This window comes from Pseudoalteromonas sp. MB47 (assembly GCF_011319765.1).
Taxonomy (GTDB): Bacteria; Pseudomonadota; Gammaproteobacteria; order Enterobacterales; family Alteromonadaceae; genus Pseudoalteromonas; species Pseudoalteromonas simplex.
Window position 1 is genome coordinate 19,154 of the sequence record NZ_VFBD01000010.1, and the last position, 16,648, is coordinate 35,801.

The 16,648-nt window shown below is 40.9% G+C and carries 21 protein-coding genes; 10 read left to right on the forward strand and 11 right to left on the reverse strand.

Translation table 11 applies throughout. The features are described from left to right. Positions 1-22: 22 nt before the first annotated feature. Together IMPJCBKJ_RS06455 and IMPJCBKJ_RS06460 are read left to right on the forward strand one after the other, a co-directional pair. Entirely contained in the window at positions 23-637 is a 615-nt protein-coding gene (locus IMPJCBKJ_RS06455; RefSeq protein ID WP_166339416.1) for a hypothetical protein, read from the forward strand. Next, positions 634-1,386, forward strand: a complete 753-nt coding sequence (locus IMPJCBKJ_RS06460; protein WP_138619307.1) for a DUF3307 domain-containing protein — start codon at positions 634-636, stop codon at positions 1,384-1,386. The genes IMPJCBKJ_RS06455 and IMPJCBKJ_RS06460 overlap by 4 nt, the downstream gene beginning before the upstream one ends. A gap of 42 nt (positions 1,387-1,428) precedes the next feature. Here the strand turns inward: IMPJCBKJ_RS06460 and IMPJCBKJ_RS06465 are convergent, their stop codons facing one another. From IMPJCBKJ_RS06465 to aspS, 7 genes are all read right to left on the reverse strand, one after another. Next, a complete protein-coding gene (locus tag IMPJCBKJ_RS06465) occupies positions 1,429-2,877 on the reverse strand; it encodes a DEAD/DEAH box helicase (protein WP_166339418.1) in 1,449 nt (482 codons plus the stop codon). 203 nt (positions 2,878-3,080) lie between these two features. Beyond that, positions 3,081-3,923, reverse strand: coding sequence for a 2OG-Fe(II) oxygenase family protein (locus tag IMPJCBKJ_RS06470; RefSeq protein ID WP_054551580.1), 843 nt, complete (start codon positions 3,921-3,923; stop codon positions 3,081-3,083). A 168-nt stretch (positions 3,924-4,091) separates the two neighbouring features. Continuing rightward, on the reverse strand, positions 4,092-4,826 hold the full coding sequence (locus IMPJCBKJ_RS06475) for an alpha/beta hydrolase (protein WP_166339420.1): 735 nt from the start codon (positions 4,824-4,826) through the stop codon (positions 4,092-4,094). After that, positions 4,820-5,404 carry a GNAT family protein gene (locus IMPJCBKJ_RS06480; RefSeq protein WP_166339422.1) on the reverse strand — a complete coding sequence of 195 codons (585 nt, stop codon included), beginning with the start codon at positions 5,402-5,404 and terminating at the stop codon, positions 4,820-4,822. Before IMPJCBKJ_RS06480 ends, IMPJCBKJ_RS06475 begins: the two co-directional genes overlap by 7 nt. A gap of 31 nt (positions 5,405-5,435) precedes the next feature. After that, positions 5,436-6,026: a pentapeptide repeat-containing protein gene (locus tag IMPJCBKJ_RS06485; protein ID WP_294407621.1), complete on the reverse strand. Its 591-nt coding sequence runs from the start codon at positions 6,024-6,026 to the stop codon at positions 5,436-5,438. Next, on the reverse strand, positions 6,023-6,229 hold the full coding sequence (locus IMPJCBKJ_RS06490; protein ID WP_166339424.1) for a hypothetical protein: 207 nt from the start codon (positions 6,227-6,229) through the stop codon (positions 6,023-6,025). Before IMPJCBKJ_RS06490 ends, IMPJCBKJ_RS06485 begins: the two co-directional genes overlap by 4 nt. 92 nt (positions 6,230-6,321) lie before the next feature. Then, on the reverse strand, positions 6,322-8,091 hold the full coding sequence (gene aspS, locus IMPJCBKJ_RS06495; protein ID WP_166339426.1) for an aspartate--tRNA ligase: 1,770 nt from the start codon (positions 8,089-8,091) through the stop codon (positions 6,322-6,324). Positions 8,092-8,318: 227 nt separating this feature from the next. On the opposite strand from aspS, the gene IMPJCBKJ_RS06500 reads away from it, so the two are divergent. Beyond that, positions 8,319-9,167: a DUF72 domain-containing protein gene (locus IMPJCBKJ_RS06500; protein ID WP_166339428.1), complete on the forward strand. Its 849-nt coding sequence runs from the start codon at positions 8,319-8,321 to the stop codon at positions 9,165-9,167. Positions 9,168-9,189: 22 nt separating this feature from the next. Further along, positions 9,190-9,684 carry a YgjP-like metallopeptidase domain-containing protein gene (locus tag IMPJCBKJ_RS06505; RefSeq protein WP_054551586.1) on the forward strand — a complete coding sequence of 165 codons (495 nt, stop codon included), beginning with the start codon at positions 9,190-9,192 and terminating at the stop codon, positions 9,682-9,684. A 37-nt stretch (positions 9,685-9,721) separates the two neighbouring features. Here the strand turns inward: IMPJCBKJ_RS06505 and IMPJCBKJ_RS06510 are convergent, their stop codons facing one another. The 3 genes from IMPJCBKJ_RS06510 to IMPJCBKJ_RS06520 form a co-directional block, all read right to left on the reverse strand. Beyond that, entirely contained in the window at positions 9,722-10,738 is a 1,017-nt protein-coding gene (locus IMPJCBKJ_RS06510) for a DUF5924 family protein (RefSeq protein ID WP_166339430.1), read from the reverse strand. A 132-nt stretch (positions 10,739-10,870) separates the two neighbouring features. Further along, a complete protein-coding gene (locus tag IMPJCBKJ_RS06515; RefSeq protein WP_138599711.1) occupies positions 10,871-11,173 on the reverse strand; it encodes a hypothetical protein in 303 nt (100 codons plus the stop codon). Positions 11,174-11,247: 74 nt separating this feature from the next. Beyond that, positions 11,248-11,526, reverse strand: coding sequence for a hypothetical protein (locus IMPJCBKJ_RS06520; RefSeq protein WP_166339432.1), 279 nt, complete (start codon positions 11,524-11,526; stop codon positions 11,248-11,250). Positions 11,527-11,869: 343 nt separating this feature from the next. Between IMPJCBKJ_RS06520 and IMPJCBKJ_RS06525 the strand changes: the two genes are divergently transcribed. From IMPJCBKJ_RS06525 to IMPJCBKJ_RS06535, 4 genes are all read left to right on the forward strand, one after another. Continuing rightward, positions 11,870-12,262 carry a hypothetical protein gene (locus IMPJCBKJ_RS06525; RefSeq protein ID WP_138599713.1) on the forward strand — a complete coding sequence of 131 codons (393 nt, stop codon included), beginning with the start codon at positions 11,870-11,872 and terminating at the stop codon, positions 12,260-12,262. 258 nt (positions 12,263-12,520) lie between these two features. Next, positions 12,521-12,646, forward strand: coding sequence for a hypothetical protein (locus IMPJCBKJ_RS20825; RefSeq protein WP_267237894.1), 126 nt, complete (start codon positions 12,521-12,523; stop codon positions 12,644-12,646). A gap of 27 nt (positions 12,647-12,673) precedes the next feature. After that, positions 12,674-12,991 (forward strand): hypothetical protein, encoded by a 318-nt coding sequence (locus IMPJCBKJ_RS06530; RefSeq protein ID WP_166339433.1) that lies wholly within the window; start codon positions 12,674-12,676, stop codon positions 12,989-12,991. Positions 12,992-13,140: 149 nt separating this feature from the next. Further along, a complete protein-coding gene (locus IMPJCBKJ_RS06535; protein ID WP_166339435.1) occupies positions 13,141-13,842 on the forward strand; it encodes a hypothetical protein in 702 nt (233 codons plus the stop codon). Positions 13,843-13,994: 152 nt separating this feature from the next. On the opposite strand, the gene IMPJCBKJ_RS06540 is transcribed toward IMPJCBKJ_RS06535, so the two are convergent. Beyond that, on the reverse strand, positions 13,995-14,675 hold the full coding sequence (locus IMPJCBKJ_RS06540) for a DUF3334 family protein (protein WP_063705977.1): 681 nt from the start codon (positions 14,673-14,675) through the stop codon (positions 13,995-13,997). Positions 14,676-14,793: 118 nt separating this feature from the next. Here IMPJCBKJ_RS06540 and cmoA point away from each other — a divergent pair, with 118 nt between their 5' ends. Together cmoA and cmoB are read left to right on the forward strand one after the other, a co-directional pair. Further along, positions 14,794-15,519 (forward strand): carboxy-S-adenosyl-L-methionine synthase CmoA, encoded by a 726-nt coding sequence (gene cmoA, locus IMPJCBKJ_RS06545; protein ID WP_166339437.1) that lies wholly within the window; start codon positions 14,794-14,796, stop codon positions 15,517-15,519. Positions 15,520-15,546: 27 nt separating this feature from the next. Next, complete coding sequence (gene cmoB, locus IMPJCBKJ_RS06550; protein WP_054551592.1) at positions 15,547-16,515, forward strand: tRNA 5-methoxyuridine(34)/uridine 5-oxyacetic acid(34) synthase CmoB; 969 nt, start codon at positions 15,547-15,549, stop codon at positions 16,513-16,515. The last annotated feature ends 133 nt before the right edge of the window (positions 16,516-16,648 follow it).

The following is a 16,648-nucleotide window of genomic DNA, read 5'->3' on the forward strand; positions in this document are numbered from 1 at the left end:
TTACTTAATCTAAGGGATCATAATGATTGCGGTGATCAGCGGTGATTTAATTAAATCACAAAAAATTCCACAGCAAGAATACGACGCTATGCTTTATCAGCTTGATCAAAGCTTGCGCTTTGTTGCCAAGCGTTTTAATGCAAGCTTTACCATTTACCGTGGCGATGCATTACAAGTACAGCTAACAAAGCCAGAACTGGTGTGTCATGCAGCCATCTTGTTGTATTTGCAAATGAAAGCAGCCAATTACGAGCTGCGACAAAGCTTGGCTATTGGCTCACTCGATAACCCCCGCGCCGATATTAAAACAGCCACAGGCAGTGCTTATACCTTATCAGGCCGTGGTTTAGATAACATGAGCCAGCAACGCTTAGTGTTAAATATTGAAAATAACACCCTTGAAGAAGCCTTTGCGCTTAATATTGCGCTTGTCGAAGTCCTGCTTGAAAAAATGAGTCAAAAGCAGGCCAATGCCCTGTTTTATTATTTAACCGCTGAGAACAATAGCCATGCAGAGCTTGCCAAAGAGCTTAATACTAGCCGAGAGAATGTCACTAAGTTACTCAACCTAGCCCATTATCAACTTATCGAGCGCTTTATAAATTATAGCCAAACCACACTCAAAGGATTGTTATGACCAGTTTTGCTCTATTACTCACCGCGTTAGTACTGGGCCACTTACTTGCAGACTTTTATTGGCAGCCAATGAGCTGGGTACACGACAGAAACAACCGTCACTTTCGTGCCAGTAAACTCTATTTGCACGTATTAACACACGGCGTGACTTCTTTAGCAGTGCTAACACTGTGGGAATACACCTACGGCTGGCAAGAGTTCTCTCGTGTATTGTTAGCAACGGTTGCGATTATGCTAAGTCACTATGTCATTGACTTGGCAAAGTCATACTCAAATAAAGGCGTAGTGCCGTTTTTACTCGACCAGTTGGCGCATCTTGTTGTGATTGTAATGCTAAGCGTTTGGCTTAGTGATAAGAATGAATTTTATAGCTTAGCGTGGCAAAAGCTGATTGCCCTCGATACTTTGTTTGTTATTGCAGCTTATTTATTGGTGCTTAACCCAAGCTCTGTGTTTATTCGCATGATGCTAGAGAAAATCAATATTCAGATAAACAATGAAGGCAGCATTCCTGCCGCGGGGCATTTTATTGGCTTGCTCGAGCGAGTGTTAATGTTGAGCTTTATCTTGTTAGGTGAATACGGCGGCGTGGGCTTTCTACTGGCGGCCAAATCTATCTTTCGATTCGGTGATTTAAAAGAAAGTAGCGAAAAACAACTTACTGAGTATGTCATGCTGGGCACTTTGTTAAGTGTCACCGTGACACTCTTTATTGGTGTCGCCACCTTATATTGCATTAAACTCATTTAAAACAAAAAACGCGCAATTGCGCGTTTTTTGTTTTAACTGTTATTAACTATCCGCAGCGGGTTTACGTCTTGGGCGAGATGGCCCCGATACACGCTGACGATTACCCGCAGGTTTATTACCTGCTGGTTTAGTGCTATTCGATTTTTTCCCGTTGTTAGCGCCTTTTTGGTTTTGGCCCTGCTCTTTACCCTTACCCTGCCACTTACCTTGTGAAGGTCGCTTTTGCGATTTAGGTTTTGGCTTTTGTGCAGATTTTGCTGCACCTTGACCATCTTGAGCTGGTGCTTTTGGCTTTTTCGGTTTCTTTGGTTTTTTCGGCTTGATTGGACGCGTATCTAGTGGCTTTTCAGCAACTGGTTTGCTTGGCTCAAAGCCTGCTTCGGTTGCACGCGGAATAAGCTCACCAATAAATCGCTCAATACCATATAAATCGTCAGCATCATCTGCTGTTACAAACGAAATAGCATGGCCCGATGCACCAGCTCGGCCTGTACGGCCAATACGGTGTACGTAATCTTCATAAATATTCGGTAAATCGTAGTTAACAACGTGAGGTAGCTCAACAATATCAAGACCACGGGCAACGATATCGGTTGCAACTAGTACGCGCACTTCACCGGATTTAAAGCCTTCGAGTGCTTTAACACGAGCGCCTTGCGATTTATTCCCGTGAATGGCAGCGCCGACAATATCATCGCGTTCAAGCTGCTTAACTAAACGGTTAGCACCATGCTTAGTACGGCAAAATACCAATACTTGCTGCCAATCGTTAGTACGGATCAGGTGGCTAAGCAATGCTGTTTTACGTGATTTATCTAGCGCATAAACAGATTGAGCAACCGTTTTAGCTGTGGTGTTTTTTGCCGCGACTGAAATTTCAACGGGGTCGTTAATGAGCCCTTTTGCAAGTTCACGAATTTCGTCAGAAAAAGTCGCTGAGAACATCAAGTTTTGACGTTTAGCAGGCAATTTAGCAATGATACGTTTGATGTCATGAATAAAGCCCATATCAAGCATACGGTCGGCTTCATCAAGGATCAGCACTTCTAAATCATCAAACTTAACAGCATTTTGATTGTGTAGGTCTAATAAACGACCAGGTGTGGCAACTAAAATATCAACACCTTTACGAAGGCGCATCATTTGCGGATTAATTTTAACGCCGCCATAAACAACAAATGAGCTAACATTTGAATGCTTAGCGTATTGCTCAACATTTTCGCTTACTTGTAAAGCCAGCTCACGGGTTGGTGCCAATACTAATGCACGTACTTTATTGCCACCCGCTTTAGGGCCTTTTGACAAACGCTCAATTAACGGCAGCGTAAAACCTGCAGTTTTACCTGTGCCAGTTTGCGCTGCGGCCATAACATCACGGCCTTCAATGATCGCAGGGATAGCTTGTGATTGAATAGGCGTAGGTGCTTCATAGCCCTTTTCTAAAACTGCATTTACTAAAGCTGGTGATAAACCTAACCCATCAAAACTCATACTATCTCTCTTTAAAAAATTCAGCCGATTCGGCGAAGTGCGCGCATTATACCTAGGATAGTCAATAATGCATGGAATTATTTACAAACTAGTACTTAATAGTGAACTTAGCAGCCTAATTTCAGGCATAAAAAAAGCGGCTCAAATGCCGCTTTGTCTTATATACCCATATCACCTCAAGGTGGTTCGGGTATAACCAATCTTTACTTAACACCAAGTTCGCGTAAACGCTCTTGTAAGTAACTGTCTGCTGTGTAGCGCTCAGAAAGCACAACATCAGGACGCGGGTGTAAGAATAATGGTAACGAAATACGTGATTTCGTTGACGCTTTACCCGTTGGGTTGATCACGCGGTGAATCGTTGATGGAAAGTAACCACCTGACGCTTCTTGTAACATGTCACCAATATTGATGATCAGGTTACCAAAATCACATGGTACGTCTAACCAACCACCATCTGTTTTTTGTACTTGTAAACCTGGCTCATTCGCCGCAGGTAATACAGTTAGTAGATTGATGTCGCCATGCGCTGCTGCACGGATTGCACCTGGCTCTTCATCACCTGTCATTGGTGGGTAATGCAGAATACGCAGAAGTGTTTGCTCAGAGTTAGCAATCATATCTTTAAGGTCGATAGAGAACTTAGCGCGCACCTCTTCTGGTGCTTCAGCTTGAACCCAGCTTAATAATGTTGCTGCAAACTCATTCGCTAAACGGTAGTACTCACGGATTTCTTCTTCTAGCTGTGCTGGAACGCGGCCTTTTGGATAAACGTGGTAGTACTCTTTAATATCTTTAACGGTAAAGCCTTTTGCAACTTCTGACACTGATGGTGGGAAGTAACCATCTTGTGTTTCTTTTGAAAATAAAAACTCGTGCTTTTGCTCAGAATTAAAGAATTCTTGCCAATTTTTGTAAATAGACTCAACTAATGACTGAGGGATTGGGTGATTTTTTAGTACACCGAAACCTGTGTTTCTTAGTGACTCAACAAATTGAGCGGCCGCATCGCTCGCTTTATAATCAACGGTAGGTAAATGTTGCATTTGTCTTTTCCAGTGAATAAGGTTCAAGAAGTCTGTGCTAAGCATAGCATTTCTTCATTATAGCGCTTCGCGAGGATAGAGAAACACAGGTAAAAACATAAGGACTTATGTCCGCTCCACCTTGCTTAGCTCCTTAACTTTGATACAGATCAAGCAACAAATCATTTGCTATTTATTAGCAAGTAAAAATGCGTTGAGCTCTTTACTCATTCGTTCTACAAGCGCTTTTGGGCCACCATCATACATATCGTTATGGCACGAATCTTTAAGCTTAATTTGCGTCACTGGGTACATAGCAAGTTCTTGCTGCGTTAGCAATACGTTGTCATCTGCTGGAAAATCGCTACCGCGTAGTGTCAGTACAGCAATATTTTTGTTTCTTGGGGTCAGCATACGGCGATGATCAAGGGTGATCAGCTTAGCTACCTTAGCAGGATAAATAGCGGCATATAACGCTGCAATATCACCGCCATTTGAGTGCCCAAATAAAGTGAGCTGATTAAAGTCATACGCAGGGTATCGCTTTGCAAGTTCTACGGCTAAAAACTCAAGGGTTTGTACACCGCGGTGCCAGTTTTCCATGCGTGTGGTCATGTAGGGTGGCTCAGGGTTTAAACTCGGATCGCCTTTTAACTCATGAGCCACTTCAACCGTTAAATAACCATGCTGATGAAAGGCCTGCTGGGCAAATTGATACTCTGTATGCGCCATACCATAGCCTGCCCCAATAAACGCCACGGGGCATTTCTTTTTTATCGTGCATTTGCTATCGGCTGCTGTAATGGTCACCGGAATATGGCGTGCCCGCTCAGTATCAAACAGTGTCTCTGTTTGATTTGCAAAGGCTGTTTGCCCGCAAAGCGTTAAAGCGAGCAATAGCGCCGGCTTTTTAATATTTAACATGCTAATTTGAATTCTAAACTACGTTTAACCATAGGCCACTCACCATCAATAATTGAAAACACCACGGTGTCGCGTACGCATCCATAAGCCATTATTTGGTGATTACGAAGCACCCCATCTTGTTTCGCCCCTAAGCGAGCAATGGCATTGCGCGAAGCCTGATTATGCCAATGGGTACGAAACTCAACAGCAATCACATTAAGTGTTTCAAATGCATAACTCAGTAGCAGTTTTTTACATTCAGTATTAACTCCAGTACGCTGAAAACGCTTGGCATACCAGGTATAGCCAATTTCTAAACGGCGGTTTTTACTGTCGATATTACAAAAGCGAGTTGAGCCTATCACCTCATCGGTGTGTTTATCGATGACAGCAAATGGTATTGCGCGACCAAGTGACTGTTGTTCAAACGCCATATTTAAATAATCGTCAACACGTTCTTCATTGGGCACTGAGGTAAACCAAAGCTCCCAAAGCTTTCCATCTGAAGCGGCGTTTACTAAAGCATCACGGTGCTCAAGCGTTAACGGCACTAATTTAACAAATTGACCTTCTAAGGTGATGGGGCTTAAATCCATAACTTTCCTTAACCTTAATTAGTAATAATATTTAATCCACCAGCTCTATATCGAGCCCTGCTAATAAATCCAAAGCGGCATAACGTTCAAATTTGGCCTTACTGATATTGTTAGCTGTTATATCAATGGCGAAATGACTGGCACCAATAAAATTAGCTTTACTGAGGTTGGTTTGTTGAAACAAGCTGTCACGAAAGTCCGTATCAGTAAAATCAGCAGATGTTAAATCTGCATGTCTAAAATCAACATCTTTGGCAAAACAGCTACGCATTTTTAAAGCTTTTAAACTAAGTTCAAAAAAGCTGCTGTGGCTAAGTTCACAGCCAACAAAACTCACTGGAGCACGGCTGGCGAGTAGCGGCCAATCAACATCAGTAAAACGAACACTGGTTAATTTACACTGTTTAAAGCTTACTTCTTCAAGCGAGGTGTATCTAAGCCCAAGCGCAGCTAAATTACAATTTTTAAACTCACACTCTATAAACCGGCAGTTTTCAAACTGACTATTGCTAAAGTCACAGTCAATAAATTCACATTGCTCAAATTCGCAATGCGAAAATGTTTGCCCTGCAAGGTTTGCTTCAAAGGTGTGTTCAAAATAAAGGGAATGGCTTGCGATCACGCGGTGGTCTCAATATCTTGTTTAAGCGCAAGTACAGCAATAAAAATAAGACCAAACAATGGAATTAACGCTAGTAACCCACCAATAACGGCCACCATGATAGGCGTGGAGGTTTTGCGCTTACCCAAGAAATAGCTGATAGCGGCAAACACAGGGATTAAAATAACAATTATTTGCCCGATTAAAGTTGCATTGATATTCATACTCTTTCCTTGAAGAACATACTAAATATTCATTTAAGCACAAAAAAACCCTAAGGCATACACCTTAGGGTTTTCGTTGATCAGCTTATAAATTATTCAGCGTCTTTCGCTACAACATCAATTGCAAGCTCAGTTAATGCATCGGCATTTGCTTTGCTTGGTGCATCTGTTAATAAACATGATGCTTGCGTTGTTTTAGGGAAAGCAATAACGTCACGAATATTATCAGTACCGCATAGCAGCATAACTAAGCGGTCAAGACCAAACGCAAGACCTGCATGCGGTGGCGTACCGTATTTAAGTGCATCAAGTAAGAAGCCAAACTTGTCTTGCTGCTCTTGCGCTTCGATACCTAAAATTCTAAATGCTGTTTCTTGCATTTCTGCATTGTGAATACGTACCGAACCACCACCAACTTCGTAGCCGTTTAATACCATGTCGTATGCATCTGATAGTGCACCAGCTGGGTTTGCTTCAAGCTCTTCAGGAGAAATACCTTTCGGTGCAGTGAATGGGTGGTGAACCGCATGCAATGTACCTTCGTCGTCTTCTTCGAACATTGGGAAGTCAACTACCCATAATGGTTTCCAGCTATCAAGATCAGTAATACCTAAATCAACACCAATCTTAAGACGTAGCGCGCCCATCGCTTCGTTTACAACGTTACGCTTATCAGCACCAAATAAAATGATGTCGCCAGATTGTGCGTTAGTACGCTCAAGTAACTGGTTGATCACCTCTTCGTTTAAGAACTTAGCGATTGGTGACTGTACACCTTCAACGCCCGCTGCACGGTCGTTCACTTTCATCCATGCTAGGCCTTTCGCGCCATAGATACCGATGAATTTAGTGTAATCGTCGATTTGTTTACGAGAAAGCTCAGCACCGCCTGGTACAGTTAATACAGCAACACGGCCTTTTTCGTCATTAGCAGGACCAGAGAATACTTTAAACTCAACGTCTTTTACTAAATCAGCAACGTCTACAAGTTGCATTGGGTTACGTAGGTCTGGTTTATCAGAACCATATAAACGCATTGCTTCGCTGTATGGCATTACTGGGAAGTCGCCTAAGTCAACGTCTAGTAATGATTGCCACATTTCGCGGATCATTTTCTCAGTCATTGCACGCACTTCATCAGAGCTCATGAATGACGTCTCTAAATCGATTTGTGTGAATTCTGGCTGACGGTCAGCACGTAAGTCTTCGTCACGGAAACATTTAACAATTTGATAGTAACGGTCAAAGCCCGACATCATTAATAATTGTTTAAATAACTGTGGTGACTGAGGTAAAGCGTAGAAGCTACCTTTATGAACACGGCTAGGTACTAAGTAGTCACGGGCACCTTCTGGTGTTGCTTTTGTTAGTACTGGTGTTTCGATATCTAGGAAACCGTTGTCATCTAAGAAACGACGCACAAAGCTGCTCGCTTTTGCACGAAGTTTGATACGGTCGCTCATTTCAAGACGACGTAAATCTAAGTAACGGTATTTTAAGCGGCGCTCTTCAGAGTTTTGCTGATTAAAATCAAGTGGTAATGGCTCAGAACGGTTGATGATAGTTAAGCTTGTGCCTAAAATTTCAACTTCACCTGTTGCCATGTCTTTATTTACTTGGCTATCAGGGCGTGCGCGAACAACACCTTTTAACTGCACACAAAACTCTTGACGTAGTTTATTCGCAGTATCCATTAATCCTTCTACTTCAGGATCAAAAACAACTTGTACTAAACCTTCTCTGTCACGTAAATCGACGAAGATAAGACCACCAAGGTCACGGCGTTTGTTGATCCAACCACATAGTTCAACTTCTTGATCTACGTGAGATTTATTTAGCTGTCCGCAATATATAGAGCGCATAGTATTCCTGTCAGTTAAAGACTTATAGCCGCCTGCTCTTAAGAGTTCGCTATTTTGAGAGCAAAAGCCACTATACAAAGTAATCATTTAAGGCAGAGCATTATACCCAAACCATCGCAAAATGCGAGTGCCAGCAGTGCCTGTCGGGGGCTAAATATACACCCCGACTTCTGAGCAAACATTTCTTTTGATACACTAGCTAAAGTTTAAATTTATTGGTTGATTTAATGCTGTATTTAGGTTGTCCGCAGTGGTCTAGCACCGCATGGAAAGGAAATTTGCTCTCTAGTCACTGTAAAAGCGCCGACATGCTCAGTGAGTATGCGCAATGCTTTAACTCAGTCGAGGGCAACACCAGTTTTTATGCTGACCCAAGTCATGAGTCATTATTACGCTGGCATGATGCGGTACCCGAAGACTTTAAATTTACGTTTAAGTTTCATCGGCGTTTTAGTCACGAATTACAACTGACGAATATAACTAGTGAGCTTAATGCATGGCTAAACTTATTTGAGCCAATTTTTGCTAAAACGGGGCAAATCATGTTACAGCTACCCCGCGCCTTTGGACCAGATGCCCTACCCCTTCTTGCAAATTTTATTGCACAACTCCCCAAACAACTTAGTTACGGTGTAGAAGTACGTCACCCCGGCTTTTTTAATAAAGATGATGCTGAAATTCGTTTAAATCAGCTGTTAATTGAAAATAATATAGATCGCATCAGCATGGATACCCGCGCTTTATTTGCTGTTCCCGCCGATACCGATGCACTCATTGATGCGCAAAAGAAAAAGCCTTATTTACCTGTGCATGCCATTGCAACAGGAAATCAGCCTATGCTGCGCTTTGTGATTGCCAGTCTTGAACATGAATACAAGTCGTATTACCAGCCATGGCTGAAAAAAGTAAAACAGTGGCTTGATGAAGGAAAATCACCCTATTTGTTTTTTCATACCGCAGATAATCGCCAGTCACCACTTTTAGCAAGACAGTTTTGCCAAGATTTAGGTTACAATCACCCCGTGCTTGCACCTTTTATGGGTGAACGCGAAGCAAGCCAAAGCAGTTTATTTTAGCGCCCGATTTATCAGAGAAAACATGAAAGATTACAGCCGTTATTTTCAAGGTTACCCGCCTCAAATCATTGAGCAAGTGTTACAGCTATTTAATGGCGACAGGGCCGCAAAATACCTTAAAGGCAAATACCCTGATGCGCATAGCATTACCAGCGATAAAGCTTTATACAATTACGCCACTGAACTAAAAAAGCGCTACCTTAAAAATGCCCTGCCTTTTGGTCGTGCCGCATTCAAAAAACAAGGCGATATGGTCACAAATGCCTTAGGCACCCATACTTTTCGTATGCAAGGTAAAACCCGAAAACACGATCTTGCCATTAATAGCGACCTGCTTCGCGCACCTGAACCACTTCTCAAAGCACTCGTCGTACATGAGCTGGCTCACTTTAAAGAAAAAGACCACAACAAAGCCTTCTATCAACTTTGCTGCCACATGGAGCCGCAATATCATCAACTAGAACTAGATTTAAGAATATTCAGTGTGTTGGTAGGTGAAGGGAAAAATCCGTATTAAAACTATCAGCTAAAAACTGACGGCTGAAAGCTGACAGCTAAACTTCTGAAACCTCAAACCTTCTTTGCCCTATCAGCTGCCCAGACTCGGTAACCACTTTGACGACCCATTTCCCTGCAGCATTAGCAGGGAAATTCGTTTTATGGCTCCACGCTCGATAGCCCTCTTTACGACCACCAGAAATATCCAAGGCTATACGGTCAACTTCTTTTCGATTATGCACCCAAACGTGGAAGATTTTCTCATTTAAACCTCGCGGTGCTTTTACCGCACTAAAACTATATAGACCGTTTTCATGTAAGCTCTGCTCAGTGAGTTCTGTTATTGGCGAAAGCGGTTTACGAGCTTGTGCATCTAGCTGATATGACATACTCATATCGGTTAAACGCAGTGCTGCAGGTGGCACAAAACTACGTAATTGCCAAAGCCCGGCACCTAATGAACAAAGCAATAACACCAACAACGGAAAACGCCACCATTTAGCATTAGGCATCAAATTGCCAAGACTGGGGACCGTTAAAATAACAGCTGTTATTAGTGCAATTTCAAAACTTTGGCTGGTCGTTAACTTTAATAAAATAGGCAAGGTAACCGACAGCACGACAAACAAAGAAAAGCTATGAAACACACTAAACCAGACACTGTGCCTTGCAAGCTTTTTATAATAGAGAGGATCAACAACAGAAACGAACGCACAAAGTATAATTAAAGCGGTAAACGCGGCCTGACCATGGTCCCAAGTAGTCACCGCTAAGAAAAATGGTAAAGCAAAAAACAAACTTTCTTGCTGCACAACTTGCAGCGCAAAGCGCATCACATTAGGCGACACCGCCACACCAAAACGCTCCTCTACCTTATCTCTTAGCCAGTTATCTATTAACAACCACAACCAAGTGACTAATAACAAAATAGAGATAAGCTGCGAAAACGATTCTTTTCGTTCAACAAAGACATAGCTTGCTACACCACTACAAAAAGCCAACACCGCCATCAACCCCGGCCGCTTCTGCATCATGAAAACAAATTTAGTTATAAAGTTTTTTAAGTAATTCATGCAATCATCAAATCCATTTAAGGCTTTATGAGTAAAGCATAAATTGGATGAATGTAGGCTTTAAAACGAGCTTTAAGTTCAAAGCTTTAAGCTGTAAGTTTTGAGCCAAGACTAATTACTCAACCGCATCGATTATGAAGGTTCGTAAATAACAATTTGACTCAACCACCAGTTAAGTTCATCGTCAATTTGCCATGCCTCACATGAATTCAGATGTTTTAAAATTACCTGCTTATCAGACTGACAACACATAGCTTTTAATACAAGATTACCATTTTCCCAAAGTGTTGCTCTTGCTATAAGGCCATTGCCTTTAATTTCGATGTATTGAGCTTTAATTGGCTCACCCAATTGAGCAGAGAGAACCACCTTGAGCTTTTCAATTGTCAAAATTTTAGATTTTGAATTTCTCCAATTATCTAATTCTTGCAGCATTATTTTCCTCAACATAAGAATGTAAGCAATTGCTACCAAGCACTATTTTTATACCGAGGTAGCTTACAAGGCTCTTAACCTAATGAGTCAAAGCAAATTTCCGTATAACTCTCATGTGAAATACCTAGGGTAAATTTGCCATACTCAGCTTGATCAGATTCGCTATATTCGAGCCAAAGTTGTTTTGCTTCTAACAAATCAGAAATATTATCAATCTCTCGGACTCCATTAAGTACAACATGTAGAGTCTCCGATTGAGTTTGGAATGTAACAAACACTTGAAACTCACTCCCAGCGCGTTTTAACTTCACTTCATCGACTATAACATCTTGGTATATGTGATTAAACTTCAATTCAATTGCCTATTGAGTTATTTCAGTAGATTAATTTATGTATTACACACCAAGACATTAACTTAATGAAAGCTGAAAAACCATATTTCAAACTTAGGGTTCGGTACCCTCAATTGAATTTCAGCGTTGAAATAAACTCAACATAGAACACTAAGTCTTATAGCCTTTTCAAAACAAAAAAACGCGGCCTGACCCGCACCTCTATTTTATCTGACGGCTGAAAGCTCATGTTAAATAAAAACACTTTTGACTATTCAATCAAACTTGGATAACTTCAGTCGAACACCTAAAATGCTTGAAATTATTTTTTCACAGTGGAGGGGGTGGAGAATAGAGGTAGATTATGCACGTTAAATTGAAATTCACTTTAATACTTTCTTTATCATTACTTTCTATTGGCTGCGCAAAAGCAGAGCAATGTGCAGAGTCAATGCAACTAGGTGAAACTACTTTGTATTCAGAGTGTCGAGGTGCTGAAGCAATTTCATCCAGTACTATACACTCATCAATGAGCCTAGATGAAGCATTCGAGATGATGTTGAATATTTTAGAGTCTAAGGGTGATATTCAAGCTTCAAAAAACGATTTATATGTTTCTATTTTTTCAATAATGCAGACAGAAAAATTTAATTTTAGAGTAACTTCTTTTCCTAACGGGATATTATTGGCTTCTGAGAATACTAGCGCAATTTATCTGAAAATAGATGAGAAAACATGGTTACAAAAGGTTCTGTAACGTACACATTAAAAAATGTTAAATTGCAACTTAAATCGCATTCCACCCTGCATTTATTTACTATTTAGCATTTTATAACAATACACATAACGCCTCCCATTTATTGATTCAACAAACCTCGCATTAATATCAAATTAATAACTGAACCCAATATAAGCCCAATATACAATTGAAAAGTTAGTTTCCAGTTAATATTTAATCTTGTTAATAACTGAAATTAACTCCTAATAAAATAAAAGGTAAAGAAAGGAATATCTAATGCCATTAAATGCAAACGTAAAAACAGAGGTTATTAAAAATACTGAGAAGTTTGAAGGACGAGTTCCTCATTTGTATCTTGATACCAGAGGATTAGATACTGTGGGAATCGGTCATCTAATTTAAAACAAAGCAGCCATGGCATCAGTTGTCATGTATAAAAATAATTCAAACAACACGCTTGTGTTAGCTTCATTAGCTGAGAAGCAAGCTGAGTATGACTCGATAAAAAAGCAACCCTATGGCTTTAGTCGCAATGCAAATTTTTACAAATTGCATACAACTTTAATTATGAAAGACCATGATATAGTAGCGCAAAAAGAAAAACACATTTTAAAATTCTATAGTGAACTTACTAAATATTACACCACGTCTAATGGCTTCGTTAAAAGCTTTGATTTAATGCCCTATTCAGTACAGAAAGCATTACTTGATATGGTCTTTAATTTGGGCTGCGTACGCAGTATGTAAAAATGAATAACGCCATTAAGAAAGAAGACTGGATTGTTGCAGCAGTTGAGAGTAAAAGGGTTGGCATTTCAAGTTCAAGAAACAACTATGTCAGCAACTTATTCCTTTCTGCCCAAAAACAGTCAATCACACCTTAAGAGGTTAAAAGCATGTCTCAGCAATTATTACGTTTAGGAATATACGTTAGTGTTATTTTTACCTTGTTAAGCGCTTGCTCTACAAGCAACCAACCATCAAAACAACAGCAAAACATTGAAACTGCTTGGCTAAACCCTTTGATATTTGAACAACAAATCGAGACTAATGACTCTTTGGAGGATATCAAATTCAATATTGAGTTTACAGGAACTCACAAAAAGCCATTTTTTGCTAAAGGGTGCTCTTTTGTACTTCAAAGCGGCGATGATATTGTTGTGGACTGGGAGTATGACCGCTGGCAATGGCTTAAAGCCAACTGTGTGGGGGCAAATAGATACTTCAACGCACCAAAAACTGCCTATAGTTTCTGGCCTGAATTATTTGACTTCGAAACAATTAAGCACCTTCCTGCTTCGGCGATTCCCAATTTAGGAGGCGAAAGTTTAGAAGGGCGAACTGGTAGTTTATCTTCTTACGATAAAAGCCTTACGTTCGTTGCAGCATCACGTGAAAACAGTATTTCGGTAGAGGTAGATGGTTTAGAGGTGCATTATACTCAAGTTGCACGTGCAGACTTTAATCATGATGGTTACCAAGATATTTTCATCCGTATGGATTGGTTTGTAAAAGATGCGTTTGGGAAAGGAACTGATTGGGTAGTACTAACTAAATTATCCTCAGTTGAAGATCCTATGTTGCTATGGCGAAATTAGAAAATTAAATATGGATGTGTAATTTAGAATCTATAAACAAATCCACATTGAACTCAACAAACAATTTAAACACAAAAAAAGCGCGGTCTAACCCGCGCCTCTATTTTTATCTGACGGCTGAAAGCTGATGGCTGACAGCTCAAGTCTTTGGGTTACAAACCAAGTTCTGCCATAAAATCATCATCTGCATCGTCTGCTTGTGATGATGCTTTTTGCTTTTCAGCTTTTTGTTTAGCTTCGTTTTCGATGATGTCATCTGGGTCAACCGCTTCTGAAATATCAAAGTCATGTAGTTTGATAAATTCAGTTTTATCCATGGCTAATTCTAGATAGAAGATATTTTGCTTCGCTGTGGTGAAAGTCACACGGCGTGCTTGTGGTCTATCCATGGTGGTATCAACAGAAATTTGCACCTGTTTATTAATCGCCATCATCTTAGGTTGGTTTTGCGTAATAGAAGTATGCAGTTGGTCGCGTACTTTTGACGTAAAGTCACCAACGATTTGGTTCATCAGCTCGCCGAGTACGTTTGCCACATCATCTGATAAATGGCTTTGTGCAATTTCGTCTTCTGGCATACCCATGTTACGCATATAGTCATGGTAAATTTCCATGGCTGCTTGCGCTGTGAAGTTTGTTACCACAAGACCGGTAAAGCCACCATCGAACAATACAAAACAGCCAATATCTGGGCGCATACAGGTGCGGGTGATTTTTTGAACCATGGCAGAATAACTAATACCGTTACCGCTTGCTGAAGACAGAACTCCAGTCACTGAATGACACAGAGTTGATAAGATATCTTCTGTACTGATCACTTTGCTTTTTGTCATTAAACTTCTCTTTTTTGTACTTGTTATTGATAATTCTAGCCAAGCTACTGAATTTATCACTGACTATCCAGTTAAAAATGCTAAAATAGCGGTATTATTTTTTAAAGAGACTGTTCACGTGACGCAAAAAGACAGTATTTATGCCACTGAGCAAGCGGTTAAAGACTTTAGCTTTGACCAACATGTAGTAGAAGTTTTCCCTGATATGATCCAGCGCTCGGTGCCAGGTTATGCAACTATTGTTAGCACCATGGGTAAGCTGGCTGGTGAGTACGCGCAAAGCAATTCAAACCTATACGACTTAGGCTGTTCTCTTGGAGCCGTAACTTTAAGTATGCGCCGCAATATTCGCACTGATAACTGTAATATCATTGCTGTTGATAATTCAGAAGCGATGGTTGAGCGCTGTAAATTACATTTACAAGGTTTTCGCTCTGACGTGCCGGTCACAGTTACACTGGGTGATATCAACGATTTAGCTATCGAGAATGCCTCTGTGGTCGCGATGAACTTTACACTACAGTTTATTCCACCTGAAAAGCGCCAAGCGGTGCTTGAAAAGATTTACGCAAATTTAAAACCAGGCGGTGTTTTGCTGCTGAGCGAAAAAATTAGAGGTGAAAATGAGCAATCCGATAATTTGCTCATTGATTTACACCATGATTTTAAACGTCACAACGGCTATTCGGAGCTTGAGATCAGCCAAAAGCGTACGGCTATCGAGAATGTCATGCGCCCTGATCATTTATCTACCCACTTAAACCGATTAAGTGAAATTGGTTTTAGCCAAACGCAAGTGTGGTATCAATGTTTTAACTTCTGCTCGATGATTGCAATCAAGTAATCATCACAACGATATAAAGAGTATTTCATGTCTCAATGGTTTAACCAATTTTACGCTGCGATTGCACAAAGCCCGCTTAGCCACTGGCTCGAAACTTTGCCTGGTCAATTAAAACACTGGGAACTCGAAGCCAGCCACGGTGATTTACCGAAATGGCAAAAAGTGCTGAAAAACTTACCTGAGGTAAGCACAAACCATGTGAATCTTCAGGATAAAGTACAAATTGGCACCGGTGATGAGCTATCTGAAGGTCAGCAAAAACAGTTAACGCATTTATTAAAGCGCATGATGCCATGGCGTAAAGGGCCATTTAGTTTACACGGTATCGAAATTGATACTGAGTGGCGCAGTGATTGGAAATGGGATCGTTTACTGCCTCATATCGAACCGTTAAAAGGCCGCACTGTGCTTGATATTGGCTGTGGCTCAGGTTATCACTTGTGGCGCATGCGCGGTGAAGGCGCTAATTTTGTAGTGGGCATTGATCCATCCGATTTATTCTTATGCCAATTCCAAGCGATAAAGCATTATCACCAAGATGAAAACGTGCATTTATTGCCATTGGGTGTTGAAGCTCTGCCTGAGCTAAAAGCATTCGATACGGTATTTTCAATGGGGGTTTTATATCACCGCCGTTCACCTATCGACTTTTTAGCGCAATTAAAAGCACAGCTTCGTCCAGGGGGTGAGTTAGTCCTTGAAACACTGGTTGTAGAAGGTGATGAGCACACAGTTTTAGTGCCAACTGACCGCTATGCAAAAATGCGTAATGTATGGTTTATCCCAAGCACCGCGGCATTAAAACTATGGATGGAACGCGTTGGCTTTAAAGATGTACAAGTTAAAGACTGTGCAATCACAACGCTTGAAGAACAACGCAAAACCCAGTGGATGGAAAACGAATCATTAGTCGACTTTTTAGACCCTAATGACACCAGCAAAACCATTGAAGGTTACCCTGCCCCTCTGCGCGCTATTTTAACCGCGAAAGCTTAACAAATAGTGAGAAGTTTCGAGTTTCAAGGTTAAAAGTTCATTTGCTTGATACTTTTGCCTTGTAACTTGAAAACAAAAAACCGGACAACTGTCCTTGTCAAGTCGGTTAAAGTGATTTTTCAACTAGCCGCGC

Bases quoted from the DNA above. Each gene is read 5' to 3' on its own strand.
- IMPJCBKJ_RS06455 (WP_166339416.1), top strand. From the start codon at position 23: ATGATTGCGGTGATCAGCGGTGATTTAATTAAATCACAAAAAATTCCA.
- IMPJCBKJ_RS06460 (WP_138619307.1), top strand. From the start codon at position 634: ATGACCAGTTTTGCTCTATTACTCACCGCGTTAGTACTGGGCCACTTA.
- IMPJCBKJ_RS06465 (WP_166339418.1), bottom strand. From the start codon at position 2,877: ATGAGTTTTGATGGGTTAGGTTTATCACCAGCTTTAGTAAATGCAGTT.
- IMPJCBKJ_RS06470 (WP_054551580.1), bottom strand. From the start codon at position 3,923: ATGCAACATTTACCTACCGTTGATTATAAAGCGAGCGATGCGGCCGCT.
- IMPJCBKJ_RS06475 (WP_166339420.1), bottom strand. From the start codon at position 4,826: ATGTTAAATATTAAAAAGCCGGCGCTATTGCTCGCTTTAACGCTTTGC.
- IMPJCBKJ_RS06480 (WP_166339422.1), bottom strand. From the start codon at position 5,404: ATGGATTTAAGCCCCATCACCTTAGAAGGTCAATTTGTTAAATTAGTG.
- IMPJCBKJ_RS06490 (WP_166339424.1), bottom strand. From the start codon at position 6,229: ATGAATATCAATGCAACTTTAATCGGGCAAATAATTGTTATTTTAATC.
- aspS (WP_166339426.1), bottom strand. From the start codon at position 8,091: ATGCGCTCTATATATTGCGGACAGCTAAATAAATCTCACGTAGATCAA.
- IMPJCBKJ_RS06500 (WP_166339428.1), top strand. From the start codon at position 8,319: ATGCTGTATTTAGGTTGTCCGCAGTGGTCTAGCACCGCATGGAAAGGA.
- IMPJCBKJ_RS06505 (WP_054551586.1), top strand. From the start codon at position 9,190: ATGAAAGATTACAGCCGTTATTTTCAAGGTTACCCGCCTCAAATCATT.
- IMPJCBKJ_RS06510 (WP_166339430.1), bottom strand. From the start codon at position 10,738: ATGAATTACTTAAAAAACTTTATAACTAAATTTGTTTTCATGATGCAG.
- IMPJCBKJ_RS06515 (WP_138599711.1), bottom strand. From the start codon at position 11,173: ATGCTGCAAGAATTAGATAATTGGAGAAATTCAAAATCTAAAATTTTG.
- IMPJCBKJ_RS06525 (WP_138599713.1), top strand. From the start codon at position 11,870: ATGCACGTTAAATTGAAATTCACTTTAATACTTTCTTTATCATTACTT.
- IMPJCBKJ_RS20825 (WP_267237894.1), top strand. From the start codon at position 12,521: ATGCCATTAAATGCAAACGTAAAAACAGAGGTTATTAAAAATACTGAG.
- IMPJCBKJ_RS06530 (WP_166339433.1), top strand. From the start codon at position 12,674: ATGTATAAAAATAATTCAAACAACACGCTTGTGTTAGCTTCATTAGCT.
- IMPJCBKJ_RS06535 (WP_166339435.1), top strand. From the start codon at position 13,141: ATGTCTCAGCAATTATTACGTTTAGGAATATACGTTAGTGTTATTTTT.
- IMPJCBKJ_RS06540 (WP_063705977.1), bottom strand. From the start codon at position 14,675: ATGACAAAAAGCAAAGTGATCAGTACAGAAGATATCTTATCAACTCTG.
- cmoB (WP_054551592.1), top strand. From the start codon at position 15,547: ATGTCTCAATGGTTTAACCAATTTTACGCTGCGATTGCACAAAGCCCG.